The sequence below is a fragment of the Enterococcus canintestini genome (assembly GCF_001885735.1).
In the GTDB taxonomy this organism is placed as follows: Bacteria; Bacillota; Bacilli; order Lactobacillales; family Enterococcaceae; genus Enterococcus_C; species Enterococcus_C canintestini.
The window spans coordinates 81,635-99,080 of sequence record NZ_JXKG01000005.1 but is presented as its reverse complement, the minus strand read 5'-3'; the positions used below and the strand labels follow the sequence as shown (position 1 = coordinate 99,080).

12 protein-coding genes are annotated in these 17,446 nt (G+C 36.7%); 3 read left to right on the top strand and 9 right to left on the bottom strand.

All coding sequences use genetic code 11. The annotated features are described in order from the left end of the window. Positions 1 to 353: 353 nt before the first annotated feature. Both RU96_RS04910 and RU96_RS04905 read right to left on the bottom strand, forming a co-directional pair. Positions 354 to 3,023 (bottom strand): alpha-mannosidase, encoded by a 2,670-nt coding sequence (locus RU96_RS04910; protein WP_071864423.1) that lies wholly within the window; start codon positions 3,021 to 3,023, stop codon positions 354 to 356. Positions 3,024 to 3,074: 51 nt separating this feature from the next. Continuing rightward, a complete protein-coding gene (locus RU96_RS04905) occupies positions 3,075 to 4,364 on the bottom strand; it encodes a glycoside hydrolase family 125 protein (RefSeq protein WP_071864422.1) in 1,290 nt (429 codons plus the stop codon). A gap of 162 nt (positions 4,365 to 4,526) precedes the next feature. Here RU96_RS04905 and RU96_RS04900 point away from each other — a divergent pair, with 162 nt between their 5' ends. Beyond that, positions 4,527 to 5,561, top strand: coding sequence for a GntR family transcriptional regulator (locus tag RU96_RS04900; protein WP_071864421.1), 1,035 nt, complete (start codon positions 4,527 to 4,529; stop codon positions 5,559 to 5,561). Continuing rightward, complete coding sequence (locus RU96_RS04895) at positions 5,558 to 7,702, top strand: GH92 family glycosyl hydrolase (RefSeq protein WP_071864420.1); 2,145 nt, start codon at positions 5,558 to 5,560, stop codon at positions 7,700 to 7,702. Before RU96_RS04900 ends, RU96_RS04895 begins: the two co-directional genes overlap by 4 nt. A gap of 1,404 nt (positions 7,703 to 9,106) precedes the next feature. Here RU96_RS04895 and RU96_RS04890 read toward each other — a convergent pair. Then, a complete protein-coding gene (locus RU96_RS04890) occupies positions 9,107 to 9,514 on the bottom strand; it encodes a GNAT family N-acetyltransferase (protein ID WP_071864419.1) in 408 nt (135 codons plus the stop codon). 216 nt (positions 9,515 to 9,730) lie between these two features. Further along, positions 9,731 to 9,895, bottom strand: coding sequence for a hypothetical protein (locus RU96_RS12945; RefSeq protein ID WP_159429696.1), 165 nt, complete (start codon positions 9,893 to 9,895; stop codon positions 9,731 to 9,733). A 207-nt stretch (positions 9,896 to 10,102) separates the two neighbouring features. On the opposite strand from RU96_RS12945, the gene RU96_RS04885 reads away from it, so the two are divergent. Then, complete coding sequence (locus tag RU96_RS04885; RefSeq protein WP_071864418.1) at positions 10,103 to 10,957, top strand: helix-turn-helix domain-containing protein; 855 nt, start codon at positions 10,103 to 10,105, stop codon at positions 10,955 to 10,957. A gap of 281 nt (positions 10,958 to 11,238) precedes the next feature. Here the strand turns inward: RU96_RS04885 and RU96_RS04880 are convergent, their stop codons facing one another. The 5 genes from RU96_RS04880 to RU96_RS04860 all read right to left on the bottom strand — a co-directional run bounded on the left by RU96_RS04880 (position 11,239) and on the right by RU96_RS04860 (position 17,439). After that, positions 11,239 to 12,096, bottom strand: coding sequence for an ROK family protein (locus RU96_RS04880; RefSeq protein ID WP_071864417.1), 858 nt, complete (start codon positions 12,094 to 12,096; stop codon positions 11,239 to 11,241). Between the two features lie 94 nt (positions 12,097 to 12,190). After that, complete coding sequence (locus RU96_RS04875) at positions 12,191 to 13,588, bottom strand: glycoside hydrolase family 1 protein (protein WP_071864416.1); 1,398 nt, start codon at positions 13,586 to 13,588, stop codon at positions 12,191 to 12,193. A gap of 39 nt (positions 13,589 to 13,627) precedes the next feature. Then, a complete protein-coding gene (locus RU96_RS04870) occupies positions 13,628 to 15,112 on the bottom strand; it encodes a response regulator transcription factor (RefSeq protein WP_071864415.1) in 1,485 nt (494 codons plus the stop codon). Beyond that, the gene (locus tag RU96_RS04865) at positions 15,105 to 16,832 is read right to left on the bottom strand and encodes a sensor histidine kinase (RefSeq protein ID WP_071864414.1); all 1,728 of its coding nucleotides are present in this window, start codon (positions 16,830 to 16,832) and stop codon (positions 15,105 to 15,107) included. The genes RU96_RS04870 and RU96_RS04865 overlap by 8 nt, the downstream gene beginning before the upstream one ends. Further along, on the bottom strand, positions 16,825 to 17,439 hold the full coding sequence (locus tag RU96_RS04860) for a YesL family protein (protein ID WP_071864413.1): 615 nt from the start codon (positions 17,437 to 17,439) through the stop codon (positions 16,825 to 16,827). Before RU96_RS04860 ends, RU96_RS04865 begins: the two co-directional genes overlap by 8 nt. Between the last annotated feature and the right edge of the window lie 7 nt (positions 17,440 to 17,446).

The window sequence follows — 17,446 nt, the reverse complement described above, 5'->3', positions numbered from 1 at the left end:
TATAAAAGCGAAAAGCCTTTCTTATAAAGGTGCGTTATTTTTGTCTTAAAATTACAGAAAAATTTACCGGGATTTAAGCAATTTAGTTCGTTTTTTTATTTATGACAAAATTTGTTTTCTTTTTACCAGCAGACCGCTGTTTTTTGTGGCGAAAAATGATTTTTCTTTCACCTGCGGTTCATTGCTACTAATAAGTATCCTCCCTTTTAGCCACTAAAATAAAATTTTCATAACTGCGCTGTCTTTTTTAAATAAAAACTCCGCACTTTCACTACTAGTAAGAGCGCTGGAAGTAATGCTCCAACAAAAGTAGCGACAAAGCGCAGAGTTTTAATTAGACAGGTGTTTTAATTTTAAAATTCAACAGTGCGAATTTCATACGGCTGTAATCGGTTGCTGTATTCTTTTAGTGGTTCTTCTAATAGATTTAGCGTTTGATTTGGTGATTGCTCACCTTTTTTAAGCATCAATTCTTCTTCATCGTTACTTAAGTTATAGCCTCTTAAAATTAGCGCATCATCATTTTTACGACGTTTTAAAGCTGTCGGTTCAAATTTATCACCAGCAATTTCTACAAATGTCTGACTGGTTTCAAGTTTTCCGCTATGGACACTCGTTTGTTTGACACTTAACGGCACTTGCGCACTGTGAGCGCGTTTATAACTAGCAAAGCGCGTCTCTGGTGCACCATGAAGTTCAATGCCATAATTAAAAGTATGTTCACCCAGACATTGCGCTTCTGGCGTTGGGAAATAGCCCCAATCGCCCAGTTCACCCACACAACGTAACAAGGTTAAAGCGATAGTATCGTCAACGATTTCATATTCATTTAAGCCATAATTGGAAACTGTTAGTCCAAATTCTTCATCATGCAAATTGACAAAAGCATGTTGGTGTTGCGGATTCGTTGGATTTTCCCAATGTTTTGAAACCTGATTTGGACGGACAACTGTTTCATAAATACTGTCAGCTTCATGAGTTGACACAGCCAGTGTGGTTGGGAATAACGCCCGTAAACGATGATCTTTGGCTTGGTTATTCACCGTTGTTGCAAATTCCACCATTTTACTGTTTTTATTTAATGTGATTTCGGTCACGATTTTATAACTGATTGTCTCATTACTACGCCCTGATTTACGGAAGCGGAAGTCGACTACTTTCTTTTGTTCTAAGTCTAATGAGTCTTCAGCAGATTTAGGAATTTCCATTTCATGCGTTAGTTGAACTTTTGCCACTAGTGCGTTATCTTCTATAACTTCCACTTGGTGTGGGAAAAAAGTCGATAAAATGGCGTGATCGCCTTCAGGTTGTTTAAAGATATATTCATTGGCAATATCACCGACATCTTCAAAGACTAACAAATCACTTAGCGTTTTACCGGTTTGTTTATTGGTTAAAGTTAGGCTACCGTCTGCTTGAATTTCGACTTTTACAAAGTCATTTTCTAACACGCGGCCGTGTTTTGCCACTAATGATGTCGTTTCTTTTTCTTCTTTGCCAACGACTAAGGCAAAGCTATCCCAAGAAAAACCTTTCATTGCTGCTACATCAAGTGTTACTGTGACATATTTTTCCATATAAGGAATGCGGAAACGATCTTTTGGTAGATCGTAATCAAAACGAATTTGCTCTTCACTAATCACAGCTGGCACAATTTCACCTGCTTGATTGATAACATGATACGTTTGTGGCGTTTCTTGGGCTAATTTATCATAACCTTTTGAAGGATATAATTCTGCAAAAGTTACCCGTTTTACTTCAATATCGACTGTTGCAACACCACTTTTTGTTGTTCCAGCAGTATTGAAAACTACAAATGGAAAGCTTTCTTCAGGGAATTTTGAAGTATCAATGGCATTTGTTAACGTCGCAGTGGCTTCATCTGCCAAATATTTTCCAACTTCATTAGCTTTTTCAAAGCGTGGCATCATTTCCCGATGCACTTCATCGACTGAACAGCCACAAATACTGTCATGAGGATGATTTTGCATCAAAGTTTTCCATGCGTAATCCAATTCATCAAAAGGATAGTTGCCAGAAACTTCATACGCCATAGCCGCCAAAGGTTCTGTTATATTTTCCAATTGTCGACTAACGCGCGTATTCCACTGTTTTAAATAAACCCGCGCAGAAGCTGTGTTGGCTAATGTAAACCAGCCATCTGTCTCTTGCGAGGTCAATTCCCCTTTTACAGTACCAAGATCTGCTGGTAGATCGCTTTGCACCGCTGCTAAGTAATCAGTGAAATTAGAATGAATAAATTCATAATCTGGGTACAATTCGTTGGCTAATTTTATCGCTTTAGCAACATCTTTTTGAACCGGCTGATGATCAACCCCGTTCATCATTAATAAGTGATTGGTAGCGGCAAATTTTTCTGCATCCGCTAATTTCTGATCCCAAAAAGCGCGGGCTGCTTGCTCTTCAGCCGGAATTTCATTACCGTTTGAATACCAGTTAGCAAACAACAAGCCAAAAATATCCGTCCCGTCTGGCCCAACCCAATTCATCTCAGAATATTGTGAAGTATAGTTATCATCTGAAAGCACCTGATTGTCAAAGCCAATTGGTTTAACCCCACGACCAAAAGCCGCCGCTTCTAAATTGGCTTGTTTCATCATTTGTGGCGTTTGTCCCATATTGCCAAAAGTATCTGGGAAATAACCCAGCATAACTGGTGTGCCCCATCTTTTACTATCTTCCATACCAATTAACATATTGCGCACGTTAGATTCCGAACTGGTTAAAAAGTCATCTTGCAAAATATAAAATGGTCCAATGCGTAATTTTCCGGCATCAATGGCTTTTTGGACTGCTTCTCTTTTTTCAGGTCGCACTTGTAAATAGTCATCTAAGATAATGGTTTGGCCATCTAAATGAAAACTATTAAAATCTGGATCTGTTTCAAACAATTCTAATAAATCGTCCATTAAAGTCACCAAACGCATATGGTGTTGCTCATAGGCCATGTACCACTCACGATCCCAGTGACTATGGGAAATGATATATACTTTTTTCTTCATTACATCCGTCTCCTAAAAGTAGGCGGCCAGCATGTTAGCCGCCTGATCTGCTTATTTTTTCACTTGAATATCAAAATAATCCATTACTAATTCACAAAACATCATATTCGCCCAAGAGAACCATTCTCTGGTGTATTGGGTTGGATCATCCACGTTAAATCCTTCATGCATTAAATGCGTACCAGCATCGGTTGCAACTAATTGATTTAAAATGCGCTCTTTTTCAGCTTTATCCGTTGTAGTCATGCCTTCCATTGCCATCGCAATTGGCCAAACATAATTTTCTGGTGTATGAGAAGAACCAATTCCTTTAGCAAATTCGCCTTCATAAAAATAAGGATTTTCTTTACTTAATAATGTTTTACGTGTTGCCAAATATTGTGGGTCTTCCATCGTGCCATAACCCAAATAAGGAGCTGAAATTAAGTTTGGAACATTACTGTCATCTTGAATTGTTCCATTACCTTTGCCGTCAACTTCGTAAGCAAAAATAGTTTCTCCGGCTTTATTTGTGATTCGTCCGTGTTCTTTAATGCCAGCTTCAATTTCAACTTTTAATTTATGCGCCCAGGCAACAATCTCTTCATCTGTTAAAACCGTGCTGAAAATTTCTTCTAAATAACCCAAGATAACAACAGCAAACATATTGGAAGGAACTAAATAGCCGTACTGGCAAGCATCATCACTTGGTCGAAAACCTGACCATGTCATACCAGTTGGAACCACTTCAGCACCTTTACCGTCATTAATCAAGGTATCTTCTTTACGATCGGTATCGCGGACAAAAGTATAAGGAGAGTTATTATGATCTTGTTCTGTCGTAAAGACGGTTAAGATTTTTTCTACCCCGGAAACAAAATCTTCATTAAATTGGTCGGTTCTGCCAGTATTTTTATAAAGCAAGTACGCTAGTTGTACTGGATAACATAAGGAATCGATTTCATATTTTCGTTCCCAAATCCAGTCATTCATTTTAGTATGATCGCTTTGGTGACCGGCTCCATTTGCTTCTTCATTAAACGCATTCGCATAAGGATCGATATTAATATAATAAAATTGTTTTTTTACTAAACCAGAAATCATCGCTGCTAAATCTTCATCCTCATTGGCAACAACTAGATAAGGCCGTACTTGAGCGGTAGAATCCCGTAACCACATCGCTGGAATATCACCAGTTAATAAAAAAGTAGTGCCGTCATCATGACGTTTAACAGTTGTTAGTAACGTGTTGGCAAAGGCTGCATTAAAATTTTCTGCCCAATCGGCATGTTCTTTGCCACATTTGGCGGTAATTTCATCCATAAATTGTTGAATTGATCTTGGTATATCTTTATAAGTCATACTTGCTTGCTCCTTTGATAAATGATATATCTTTATTGATGAACCGATTATATAGCACTTACCGCAATATGTCTACGCTTTCAAAAAAGTTTTTTTATTTATTTACAGCAGAAAAATATGTGCTAAACTACTATATATGATATACCAATTAAGGAGAAAAAGATGGAACCTTTATATTTAAAAATTTTACGGGACTTAGAAGATAAAATTGCTAGCGGACAGCTTGCCGCAGGGGACCAATTACCGACAGAAAAAGAACTCGCAGAACAATATCATGTTAGTCGGATTACTTCAAAGCGCGCGTTAAATGAACTTGAACAACAAGGGCTCATTAAGCGCACTAGAGGAAAAGGAAGTTTTGTCACCAATACAAACACAGAAAACACAAACACCAATCGCGTTTTACTTTTGCTCCCTTTTACAGATGACGTTGCAATTGGCAATTTATCCGGCAGTATTTTGCCCGTTATGCAAGACGCCCACTACGAATTGATGATTGCAACTTATGATTTCTTAAATACCCACACCACCCAAGATATCAAAAATGAATTTGATGGCTTGATTTATTATACCGAAGACGAAAATCAACATTTGGATGTGCTATTTGAATTATCTTTTGCTGATTTTCCGATCGTCCTTTTGGATAAAGAAGTCACCGATTTAAAGTTACCGTCATTTTTAGCCGATAACTTAGCCGGTGGAAAAGAAGCCTGTGATTACCTTGTGAAAGCCGGACACAAAAAAATCGCTTATCTATTTGGCAATCATCACCATCCCCAATCAACACGGCAACGTTACTTAGGTTATATCCAAAGTTTAATGGAAAATGACATTACTTTTCACACGTCGTTTGAAGAAGATACTACTGAAAAAGAACGTCTAGTAGATTATGTGAAACACAATCAAATTACTGCTTTTGTTTGTGAAAATGATATTACTGCCATTGAAGCAATGCGAACATTACGACAAGCAGGCTTTTTGATTCCGGCAGATATTTCGTTAGTGGGATTTGATAATATCCAAGCGGCAGCTTTCGTCGATCCTCCATTAACGACAATTTCACAAGACTTTAAAGCCATCGGTGAGAGCGCCGGTAAAGCTTTATTAAATTGGATCAAAACCAAACAAAAACCAAATAGCCAAAAAATTCCGGTTACACTTTTTGTCCGGGAATCAACAAAGGAGATTACAGCATGATTGAAACAATTGATACACGTCACGGTACTGCAAATCAACACAGCTTTTCAAACGGGAACTGCCTGCCTTATACTGGCGTTCCTTTTGGCATGAATTATTTTGCACCCCAGACGACAGATGCCAAAGGTAGTTGGTGGTTTCACCCTGAAGACCGCACTTTCCAAGGTTACCGCATTACCCATCAGCCAAGTCCGTGGATGGGGGATTTTTCCCATGTTCTTTTCACCCCTATCAGTGGCGAACTAGCAGATGTTTCTTTATTTCACGCCCAAAGTTCTTATCGACCAGAAGAAGCGCTTTTTCGGCCTTTTGAACTTTCTATTCGCCAATTACGCTATAACATTACTTCGACTGTTGTTCCTAGTATGTATGGTGGCATTTTAGCTATTAATTATGAAAAAACGCAAAATGGGCTAATGCTTACTTTACCGGGCGCAAAAGAAATTACACAACTAAATGACCATGAATTGCAAGTTAGTGTGGTCAATTTCTCCGGTGCTGAAGATGATGATTTCACTTTTTATCTCTCTATCCACTTTGAAAAATCCATTCAAAGTCTAAAAAAAGTCGCTGGTGAAAATACCTTTGTTGTCCTTGATTTTGGCAACGAAAAAACGCAAACGCTTCATTTAGGGACTTCATTTATCAGTTTTGAACAAGCAACACGCAATCGTCTGCGAGAACAAGAACTTTCCTTAGCAGATTTTCGCACGGCTAGTCAGTCTGAATGGGAAAATTACTTTGAGCGGGTGCAAGTTGAACATACAAATCCTGCTCATACCAAAACGTTTTACCATAATCTGTATCGAATTTTCTTATTTCCGCAAACCTTTTATGAGTTAGACGAAAACGAGGAAAAAATTCATTACGATACTTTTAATAAGGCTATCAAACCGGGCGTTTTATACACCAATAACGGTTTTTGGGATACGTATAAAACCGTCTATCCGTTTTATTCTCTTGTGGCCAAAGAAAAATACGAAGAAATGCTGGAAGGATTTTTAACCAGCTATGAAGAAACCGGCTTTTTACCAAAATGGTTATCACCAGATGAACGGGGGCTTATGCCTGGTACTTTAATTGATGCTGTAATTGCCGATGCAGCGGTTAAAGACATTCGTCCTGATTTGATGCCCCGCCTCTTAGAAGCGATGAAAAAAGGCGCGACAATCCAAAGCGACAAACAAAACTATGGACGACAAGGAACATTGGATTATTTAAAATATGGTTATGTGCCAAGTGATTATCACGAATCAGTTAACCACACACTAGATTATGCCTACAGTGATTTTTGTATCAGTCAAGTAGCACAAACACTAGCCGACGAAGAAACGGCAAAACATTATGCCAAACAAGCGCTGAACTATCAAAATATTTTTGATACCCAAACAGGCTTTATGCGGGCAAAAGACAAAGAAGGGAATTTCCGTGAAGAATTTTCACCGATTTCTTGGGGTAAGGATTACGCAGAAGGCAGTACTTGGCAAAGTAGTTTTGCGGTCTATCAAGATTTCCAAGGTCTAATCAATCAAATGGGTGGAAATAGAGCCTTCACTGAAAAATTGATTGAATTATGTAATCAATCTCCTGATTTTGAAGTGACTGGTTATGGCTTTGAAATTCATGAGATGAGCGAAATGGCCGCTATTGAGTTTGGCCAGTTAGCAATTTCCAACCAGCCAAGTTTTCACTACCCATATCTTTTTAGTTACGTTGGCAAACCCGAAATGGCCCAACCATTAATTAAAAGTTTACTGACAGAATGTTTTAGCGCTGCTACTGACGGTTATCCCGGCGACGAAGACAACGGCAGCATGGCCGGTTGGTATATCTTTAACTCACTTGGTTTTTATCCTGTCAGTCCTGGTACTGGCGAATATGTGATTGGTATGCCTTTAGTCAAAAAAGCCACGCTAAAATTATCAAGTGGCAAAACATTAACGATTAACGCCACACCAAATCACCCCCAACAACTATTTTTACAAGCAACAAAATTCAATGGGGATGTAGCAGAAAAACTTTTCTTCACCCATGAAGAATTAATCAACGGAGGCACCATTGACTTTACCTTAGGAATCGTGCCAAATCCAAAAGAACATACTGCCGCAGATTTACCATTTTCATTAAGCACCAAAAAATAGTATCAAAAAAGCAAAGCAGGTTAAATGAAGAGGTTGTGACAAAAGCGACCAGTTTCAAGAAATAAGGCGGAATTTCCGAAAATTGTTTTTCAAATTTGGGAGAATTTCGTCTTATTTCCGAAGAAGCTGCTTCTGTCATACCGTTTATTCAGAAATAGAGGTTGTGACAAGACTTTTGTCACAACCTCTTCAAATTATTAGCGCCCTTTGCTTTTTCGTTATCCGAAAAGCTAAACAACTGCCTTTAACTCTTTAACGCTAAACAATGATTTTAGCAAATTGACTTTATTTCAGCTGAAAAGCAACTAATTTTTTACCAACAAAAAAATCGCAAAAAGCCGTTTTTTCGAAAATTATCAAAATTTCAATAAAAAAGCACATAGACAAGATTGCCCATGTGCTTCACGAACTAATTAATCTGAATAATTAATTCATAATATGACACTATACAATTATTGACACTGCCGAAAGGTTATTTCTTCAATTTATCTTAGAGTCAAAATGTCTTATTACCAGTATTTTTCATAAATTAGACTTGAAGATAAAAATTCCTACAATAATAATTTACACATACTTCTATCACTATCGATGTCACTCATAAGTGATCATAATTCCAGAAAGTATATATGAATACACCGATAAAATAAATTAGGAAGATTAGTATCAAGTAGACAGATGAGAAGACACGATCTAAAATTCTGTAAGCAACAATCCCCATGACAAGAAATAGCCACCACTTCCTAAAAATCTGTTTCTTTTTAATAGCTTACATCCACCTTTCTCAGGTACAACTTTACCAACAAAAAAATCGCAAAAAGCCGTTTTTAAAAGATGTCTTAGTAACTAAGTTCTTTCAAAATTGACGGCTATTTGCGACCTGTAACAGCAGTAGCTGACATAAGATTAAAGTTGCCTGTTTTTTTTAATATGAACATCTGCAATTAGTAGATGTTGCGAACTCTTTTTCTAAAAGAAAAAGACAATGCGTAAAACGCTATGGACAAAACAGTGAACTGCTTTCTAACCTTATGTATAAAATCTGTAAATTTTGACTTTTACTTTAATCTGCCAGCTTAAAGGAGACTCTAAAATAAAAGTCCGTTTATTTTTATTTTCAGTAAAAAAATGAATCAGCTTTTCTGTGCATTTCCCCAAATGCATGACTGATTTTACCAAACCCTACTTTTTCATTTTCAATTAAAATACTTCGACTTCCCAAGGCGAATCAGGATACATCACATTTCCTCCTCTTTGTTCAAACCAAAATATTACAACTTTTTCTTACTGCTTTAGTATAATCACTTTTTTTATATAGTCTTAATTTTGTACAAAAATGCGTCACAGATTATTTTATCACGATTACATCCGATAACCTTACCTTAGGTTAACTGCGCTGGTAAACAACTAAAATTCTTTATAAAATGCGACTGCACTGCCTTTGTCACAAGAAGAAAATCCAAATTTTTCATAAAAATGTCTAACATCTGGGGCATCTTCTGTTAGCAAAGTTTTCTGTCTCACTGTTTTATATTTTTGTAACATTTGGTTCATTAATTGCGTACCTATTTGCTTATTTTGATAATCAGGATGTACTAAAATATCTTGAATATAGATAATCGTATAATTATCACCTACAACGCGAATTAAACCGACTAGCTTTTCATTGTCCCATGCCGTAATAACTGCTAATGAATTGTTGACAGCTTGATCTAACACCTCTAAATTATTAGTATATGCAATCCAGCCCACACTCGAATATAATTGTTTCAAATCCTCTTTTTCTACTCGGTCATTTTCTTTGTATTGGATCATATGCTTAACCTCCTACTTATTTTTATAACTAAAAGTGTATTCTAAAACTGATTATTCATTTTATATCTTCAAAAAAATTATACCACGTAAAAATTTAAGTAATTCCCTTGGTATAATCTATTTTAAATTTCACGAAAAAAGGCTATGACAAAAAATTGCCATAGCCAACTACTCCAAATCAAAAATGTTTGCCTTGATTTTACTGCTTACAAAAAATTATTTTCCTTTGCGTTTGTCTAAATAAAACGCTACTGCATAAACTGCCAATGCAGATATAATCATGATAAATAATGAAGAAAGAGATATTTTTTCAGTCATAAAAAAACTACTCAGGCCCCAGCCAATCGTGATACCTACCACAATTGCAATTGCTTTTTTCATTCAAGATTCCTCCACTTTACAAAAACTATTTTCTTTACCTCTGCACATTTATTATCTTTTTACTCCTCGAACAAATAAAATTTTTGTTGTTCACAAATACCCAGACTAAATTTTGTAGACTATTTAATTTTTGTTAATACTTATAGCCTAAACATTTTTTTAAAGATATACTAACTCCGTACAAAAATGCGTCATAGGAGATTAACCATGAAACAGGCACAACTTATAAAAAAATTACGCTTAGAACGCGGCTTTACGCAAAAACAACTTTGTGAAGGTATCAGCTCTCGTACCACTCTTTCTTCTTTTGAAAATCGTGGAACTGAGCTTTCAAGTGGCATTTTATTGCAATACTTAGACCGCATGAACTTACGAGTCGAAGAATATCAACTGCTTCTAGAAGATCAGGAGATTTCTCCTAAACGTCGTCTTGCAGACCAATTTGTCAAAGAATATTATGCCGGCCATATTTCTAAAGAGCTAAAAGCCGAGATTTGGCAAAATTATTTAACTCATCACGATTTTTACTATTATATTTTATGGTTTGAAACAGAGACGATTTTAGCCTATAAAAATGATCGCTTCGATGCGCAAAAATATACCAAAGAAATTAATAAAATTTGTGACTATCTTTTTAAAGTGGAAGTCTGGCAGCACTTTGAAATGACCACTTTTATGAATTTGATGTTCGCTTTTTCAGACGAGATGATTTTAGCTTTGTTGGAAAGTTCCAAAGAAACCTTAGCTGAAAATGCCGCGAATCCTTACTACACTTCGCTACTAACTACCTTTTTTATAAACGGCGTTATTCTAGGATTCCAACGCTGTAATGATCAAATTTTAAACCAATTTTTAACCGGGTTAACCACTGTCGCAAAGAAACCAAAATACATGTATGCCAAAATGATGGCTTTATATTTTGACAAATTATTACAAGCTAGAGCAGCAGCCGACCCCACCACTGTTGATTTTACTGAATTTTATAACGCACTAGCGCTTTTTAATATGACAGACAAAATCAAAGAATTACAAGATTTTTATACTGAAATTATAGAGAAATAACTAAAAAACAGAAAAATCTTAGCCATTCTCAAACAATAATCTGAAATCTTGATAATCGCTTTTTCCATGTCCGTTTATTGTCGTAAAGAGTAAATTACGCTGGATTACAAAAATTTTGGCCTGTCAGCTCTCTTCTTGTAAAACTCCTATAATTCTTTTATTATGAAAAAAACAACTCAGCTAGTACTTATCTTCTTGTCATCACCTTTTTAAAAGTTAGATTTTTAATCTCACTTTTTAGGGGGCATCACGAGAATCATAGTCCTAACTGAGCTGTTTTATTATCCTCTTAAAACTTCAAAATTTGCCGCTGCACCAATTAAATTGGCATCATTTTTAAATTTACAAGCGACAACTTCTGGCATAATGCTTTCCACGCCTTCTGCTTTTAACAAGTCATACAGACGGGTTTTAATATTTTCAATCACATCTACCCGCACCGAAATGCCACCACCGATAATCATCATTTCTGGATCAATGGAAACTTGGACATCATATAACGAATGGGCTAGCGCATCGTACATTTCAGCCAAATATTTTTGTGCAGATTCATCTCCTTGATCGGCCAATTCAAATAACATGCGACCATCTACTTTTCGGCCGGTATCTGCGGTAAATTTTCTGGCAGTATTGACCGCTGTTCCAATCGGGCTTAAAATACTTTTGCCAAAAGGCTTCATCAAACCAAATTCGCCACCAAATAGATGACTGCCTTGATAAATTTTACGGTTAATAAAAATTGAACCGCCAATACCGGTGCCAATCACGACAAAAACTGCATTTTGCGCTTTTGTCCCTGCTCCTAATTCTATTTCACTGATACCCGCACAGTTGGCATCATTTTCAATCGTGACCGGTACATTAAACTCAGCTTCTAATTGATCAAAAATGGGCCGATTGTGTAAATATTCCACCGCACTAATCCCATCGATGCGGCGCTCTTTAACATTTACCGCCCCTGGGGAACTGATCGCCACACCATCAATTGTACCAATCGTTGCAATCACCTGTTTCATTTCAGCTACCATTTCTGCAAAAGTCGCCGGTGTAGTAAAACTGCCCGTATCGTGTAGCGTTTTATCCTTCCATGTTCCATATTTTACGGCTGAACCGCCAATATCAAAAACTGCAAGTACCATCTAATTTCCTCCTTCATTTATGTCACCAATTTTTAAACAGCTTAAAAATAACAGTCAAAACCTATCTATCAGCTTTCTGCTTTGTTTTCACCAATTAATCAACGTTAATATTGGCGTCATAGCCGTTATTTTTACTTACTTCTTTAAACCACAAACCGCTTTTTTTCAACGTTCGTTTGTAATGATTATTTAAATCTACCCGATAAAAACCGTAGCGATTGCGATACCCATTAAGCCATGACCAACAGTCGATAAATGTCCACGTATGATAGCCAAAACAATTACTTCCTTCAGTGATTCCCTGATGAAGATAATTTAAATGTTCCACCATAAATTCAATCCGATAATCATCTTGAATCATGCCGTTTTCATCCATAAAGCGTTCTTCATCAGCTACTCCCATCCCATTTTCTGAGACAAACCACGGCAGGTTCTTGTATTCATTTTTCATCATCATCGCCACATCATATAAGGCTTCTGGATAAATTTCCCAGCCACGATAAGGATTAATTCGTTTTTCTGGCCAATCATAAGGCGCATACAAGTCTTCTGGCATGACAGCCGGAACATGAGGATTTTTTGGCGCCTGTACCCGCCGTGGATGATAATAATTCAACCCGATAAAATCAACTGTGTTTTGTAAAAGTTCTTTATCTTCTGCTTGTGTTTGAGGCGTTAATTCATTTTCTGCTAATAAATCAATCAAAGCTTGCGGAATTGTACCGTGCACAGCAGGATCTAAGAAACTCTTAGTATTCAATAAATCAGAAGCAAGTCCTGCTTTTTTATCTGCTTTTTCATCACTGCGAGTATAAGTGGGAGTAATATTTAAAATAATTCCGATCTTGCCTGTTGGTAGCACTTGGCGAAATTCTCTTACGGCTGCCGCATGCGCCAAAAGGGTGTGATAGCCCACTTGTACCGCTTTTTTAAAATCGACAATCGCAGGATAATGGTAGCCGTATAAATACCCCATTTCAACGTGCACAATCGGTTCGTTAAATGTCGTCCAGTCAGTCACCAAATCGCCAAAAGTTTCAAAAGCGGTTTTGGCGTAAAAAGCAAAAGCGTCTACGGCTTCTCGAGCTTCCCAGCCACCTTTATCCATTAACCACATCGGCATATCAAAATGAAATAAGTTGATAATTGGTGTGATCCCGTTTGCCTTTATTTGCTTAAAATAATCCCGATAAAAAGTGACTGCTTCTTTGTTGATTGTTTTACCATCTGGCAACAAACGCGCCCAAGAAATAGAAGTACGATAGGAATTCAAACCTATTTCTTGCATTCGCTTACAATCTTCTTGATACATTTCATATAAATTTGACGTATTGTTTGGCCCTTCATTTGCGTTGAATTTTTCCGGTGCTGTTTCATACCAGTAATCCCACGTTGTCTTTGTCTTGCCGTTTTCTAAACTGTGTCCTTCTGTTTGAGGAGCAGAAGTTGCCGCTCCCCACAAAAATCCTTTTGGAAATTGCTTTTTAGTCATGATGTTGCCTCCTACTTCTTGCTTCTAGCAAAAAATTTGTTAACTTTTTAAATCAGCATAATCCCCATGATAAGCATCACGAAATTCTTTGGGGGTAATACCATTTAATTTTTTGAACATTTTCGAAAAATAATTTGTATTGTTGTAGCCAATTTCATCGGCGATTTCATTAATATTTAAGTTACTATGAAGCAGCAACTGCTGTGCCCGTTTAATCCGAATTTGATTTAAATATTGGGAAAAACTATTGTGCATTTCCTTTTTAAACACTTGTCCGAGGTAAACGGCATTTAGATGAAGCCTATCTGCAACTAGCTTTAAGGTTAAATCTTGACGATAATCTTTTTGCACGATTTCGATTACTTTTTGCGTCATTTCAGAAAATTGTTTTTCAACTGGTTGGCGTTTGGCCATTTGCAAGACATCTTCTAAAAGTTCTTTTAACTGATAAACTGTGTGACTTTGGCGAATTTTTTCAATTGTTTCTTCGTAAATGTCTTTTGTAGCAGTTGGATATTGGCGCGAAATATCAGTAAAAAGTAAAAAGGCAATATAACGCGCATTTTCCGGTTGTAATTGTCGGATAACCGCATCTTCAAAAATGGCATCTAGCTCTTGTTGAATCGTTTTTTGATCACCAATCATTAATGATTTATTGAAAGCCAAAAAGGAAAATTCACTCTCTCCGATTTCTTCAGCCAAATCAGCGGCAGAAGTTGGCAATAAGTCCGGATAAAAATCATTTAATTCTTCGATCTGTAATACTTTTTCATAACTTTCGTATAAATTTTCCCATTCTTGAATGGTTTCGCCAACGAAAATTTTTAAATTTTTAGGATATTGGCGTTTTAAATAGGCTAAAAATTGTAAAACTTTTTCACCAGCACCATCAAAAATTAAAATTATTTGTTGGTGTTGTTGCGGCCCTCCTGAAATAATTAGGGGTTGTCCAATTTTTTTGGCTTCTTTTCCAATCGCCAGTAAAATATCTGATTCGCTTAAAATTTTAATGACCGTAAATGGCCCCAAAGGATTGGTATCAAAATGCGCCATTAAAGCAAAAAAGTCCGTTTCATTTAATTCGTCGTTTAGCCAGCGACTTAAACTATTTTCCAGTACTAATTGCTCTTTTTCTTGTTGCTGAATGGTTTTATCAAGCTCCACTTTAATTTTTTCGACAATCTCTAAGAGTTCTTCTTGGTCGACAGGTTTAACCAAATAGTCTTTCACACCAAGGCGAATTCCTTCTTTGACGTATTCAAATTCTTGATAACCGGATAAAAAAATCGCCGCAAACTTATCGCCCCGTTTATAGGCGGTATCAATCATCTCGATTCCAGACATTTCCGGCATGGTAATATCGCTAATAACCAAATCCACCGGTGCTGCTTTTAAATAGGCCAGCGCTTCTGCTGCGGTGCGGGCTGTTTTAACGATTTCAAACCCGAGTTCTTGCCACGGTAAAATCTGTTTTAAACCTTCTAAAATCATATATTCATCATCAACGAGCATTACTTTATACAAAATGATGGCCTCCTTTGATTTTAATCGTCAGAGTGGTGCCTTTACCTAACTCAGATGCTACTGTCATACTAAATGCCATTCCAAAAGTATTTTGTAAGCGGGCATAGACATTATGCATCCCAATTGAGCTTTGTGATTCAAGCTCAGGTTGTTTCAGCTTATGTTGAACCTCCAAAAGCCGTTTAGGTGTCATTCCTTTGCCGTTATCAATGACGTAAATAACAATATCATCATCCACAAAATGTGCTTTAACACTAATCGCATTATCGTTTCTCGTATAATCAATGCCATGGACAAAATAATTTTCAATCAACGGTTGAATCGTAAATTTGGGAATAATCAGACCTTCTAAAGCGGGCTCAATTGTAAAGTTATAGGCGACACGATCAGGGTAACGCATTTGATACAAGTAGACATATTTTTCACAAAAAGAAAGTTCTTTTTTTAGCGTCGTAGTTTTTTCTTGGGTGGTGTTATTGCGCAAAAGCGCGGAAAAAGCGTAGACCACATCTGCTAATTCTTTTTGTTGTTTGCTTAAAGCATACATCCGAATATATTCTAACGTGTTATATAGAAAATGCGGATTAATTTGCGATTGTAGCGCCTGCATGTGGGCATCGCGTTGTTTAATCTCCAAGTCATAATTATCGCGAATGTATTGATCTAGACTGGCGATCATAAAATTAATCGCCTCAGATAGATCATATAATTCATCTTGAACTTTGGAAACGTCAATGCGTTCTTTTAAATTTCCTTCTGCGACACTGTGCGTAATGCCAACAATCGTTTCAATTTGTTGGAAATAGCGTTTAAAGGTTCGTTTCAATGTTGTAAGTAAAATGGCAGCTAGTCCAGACCCAACTAAAATTGCAATCGCAAAAGTACGCAGATTTTTTTGCCACAACATCTTTTTACTAGCGAGTAAAATATAGGAAAGATCGCGACTGGTTTTTCTTTGTAAAACGTAATATTTTTTGTTAATACTTAAGGGAATGGGTTGTTTATTTTCAATAGCATTCACTAATTTTTGGTAGTCTTTTTGACTCAACTGATTATGGGTCGTAAACATCGGATTATTGGCATTATCAAAAATATAAGCGTCCATGCCATCTGCTACCATGGAATCTTCCAACATGCCCAACACTGCCGCCCGCGAAAAGACAGCAGAAATTTCACCCACCATTTTAGATCCATATTGATCGACAATCGGACGAGTAATCACAAAACCGCTTTTAGTTGGCATTTTGCCTTGTAACTTGCGGCCATTATGATTGTCTTTATCGGCCATTAAATAACTAGATGAACCATCAAGCGTCACATAAAGTTGCTCCAAATCGTTAAAAGCGTTAAAAAAACCGTTAATTGTCTCAGAGATACGGGTGTCCCGCTGGTAGGCTAGCCAAGAATCTTGCGTATACTCAAAATAATCCGCAGCAGACAAATTCAAGTACTGTCTGACATTTTCAATGGCGGTATTGGAACCTGCCAACTCCATATAAATAAAACTCATCGTATCGTTATTATCTTCGACTGAATTCACCACACGATTTTCCAATCCCACTAAATCACTGTTTAATTTACGGTAATTACTATCTGCTGTATAAACGCACAAAGCAGCCACCGTCAGTAGGATAACTCCCACCAACAGAAGGCTGTAAATTTGCATCAAGCGATTCATTAAATATTTACCCTTATCAAAACGAGCTAAAAATTTAGCCATGTTGCGCCAACTTTCGTGCGACCATAAAACGATTGTCTTTTGTTGCAAAGCCACTCCAAACTGCAATCAGTGCAAAAGTAGCAAATAACAACAGCCCCTTAAAGAACCAAGTCAACACCAAAATCGAAATTAAACCAAATAACACTTTCAAAAAGGCACTAAAGTTTAAAAAGACACTGACAAAAGCCAATTTGAATAAATTAAAATGCGTAATCTCATATTTTGTTTCATACTGGGTCACATATAAATAAAAAACTGTTAATAATAACAAAACAAAGACTAAGACAAAATCAATGACTAACCATAGTAAGCCTTGAATTTGAGCCGATAAATATAAATTATAGCCCAGAAAAAAACTAATCCCAGCAAAAAGTAAAAAGTGAACATTGCTTCGTTTAAAGTTTTTACGCCATTGGCTCATAAAGCCTTTAAAAGTTACTTGCTGATAATCAATCCCATGTTCCATCAATAAATCAGTCATTGTTTGAAAAGCAGGCCCTGCCCCAAAAAGGACACCGCTCATTAAGGTAAATAAAACAAAATATAAATTTAATTTGATAATCATCCAGACTACGTAAAAAAGACGTTGAATACCGCTACTTACCATTTTAAAA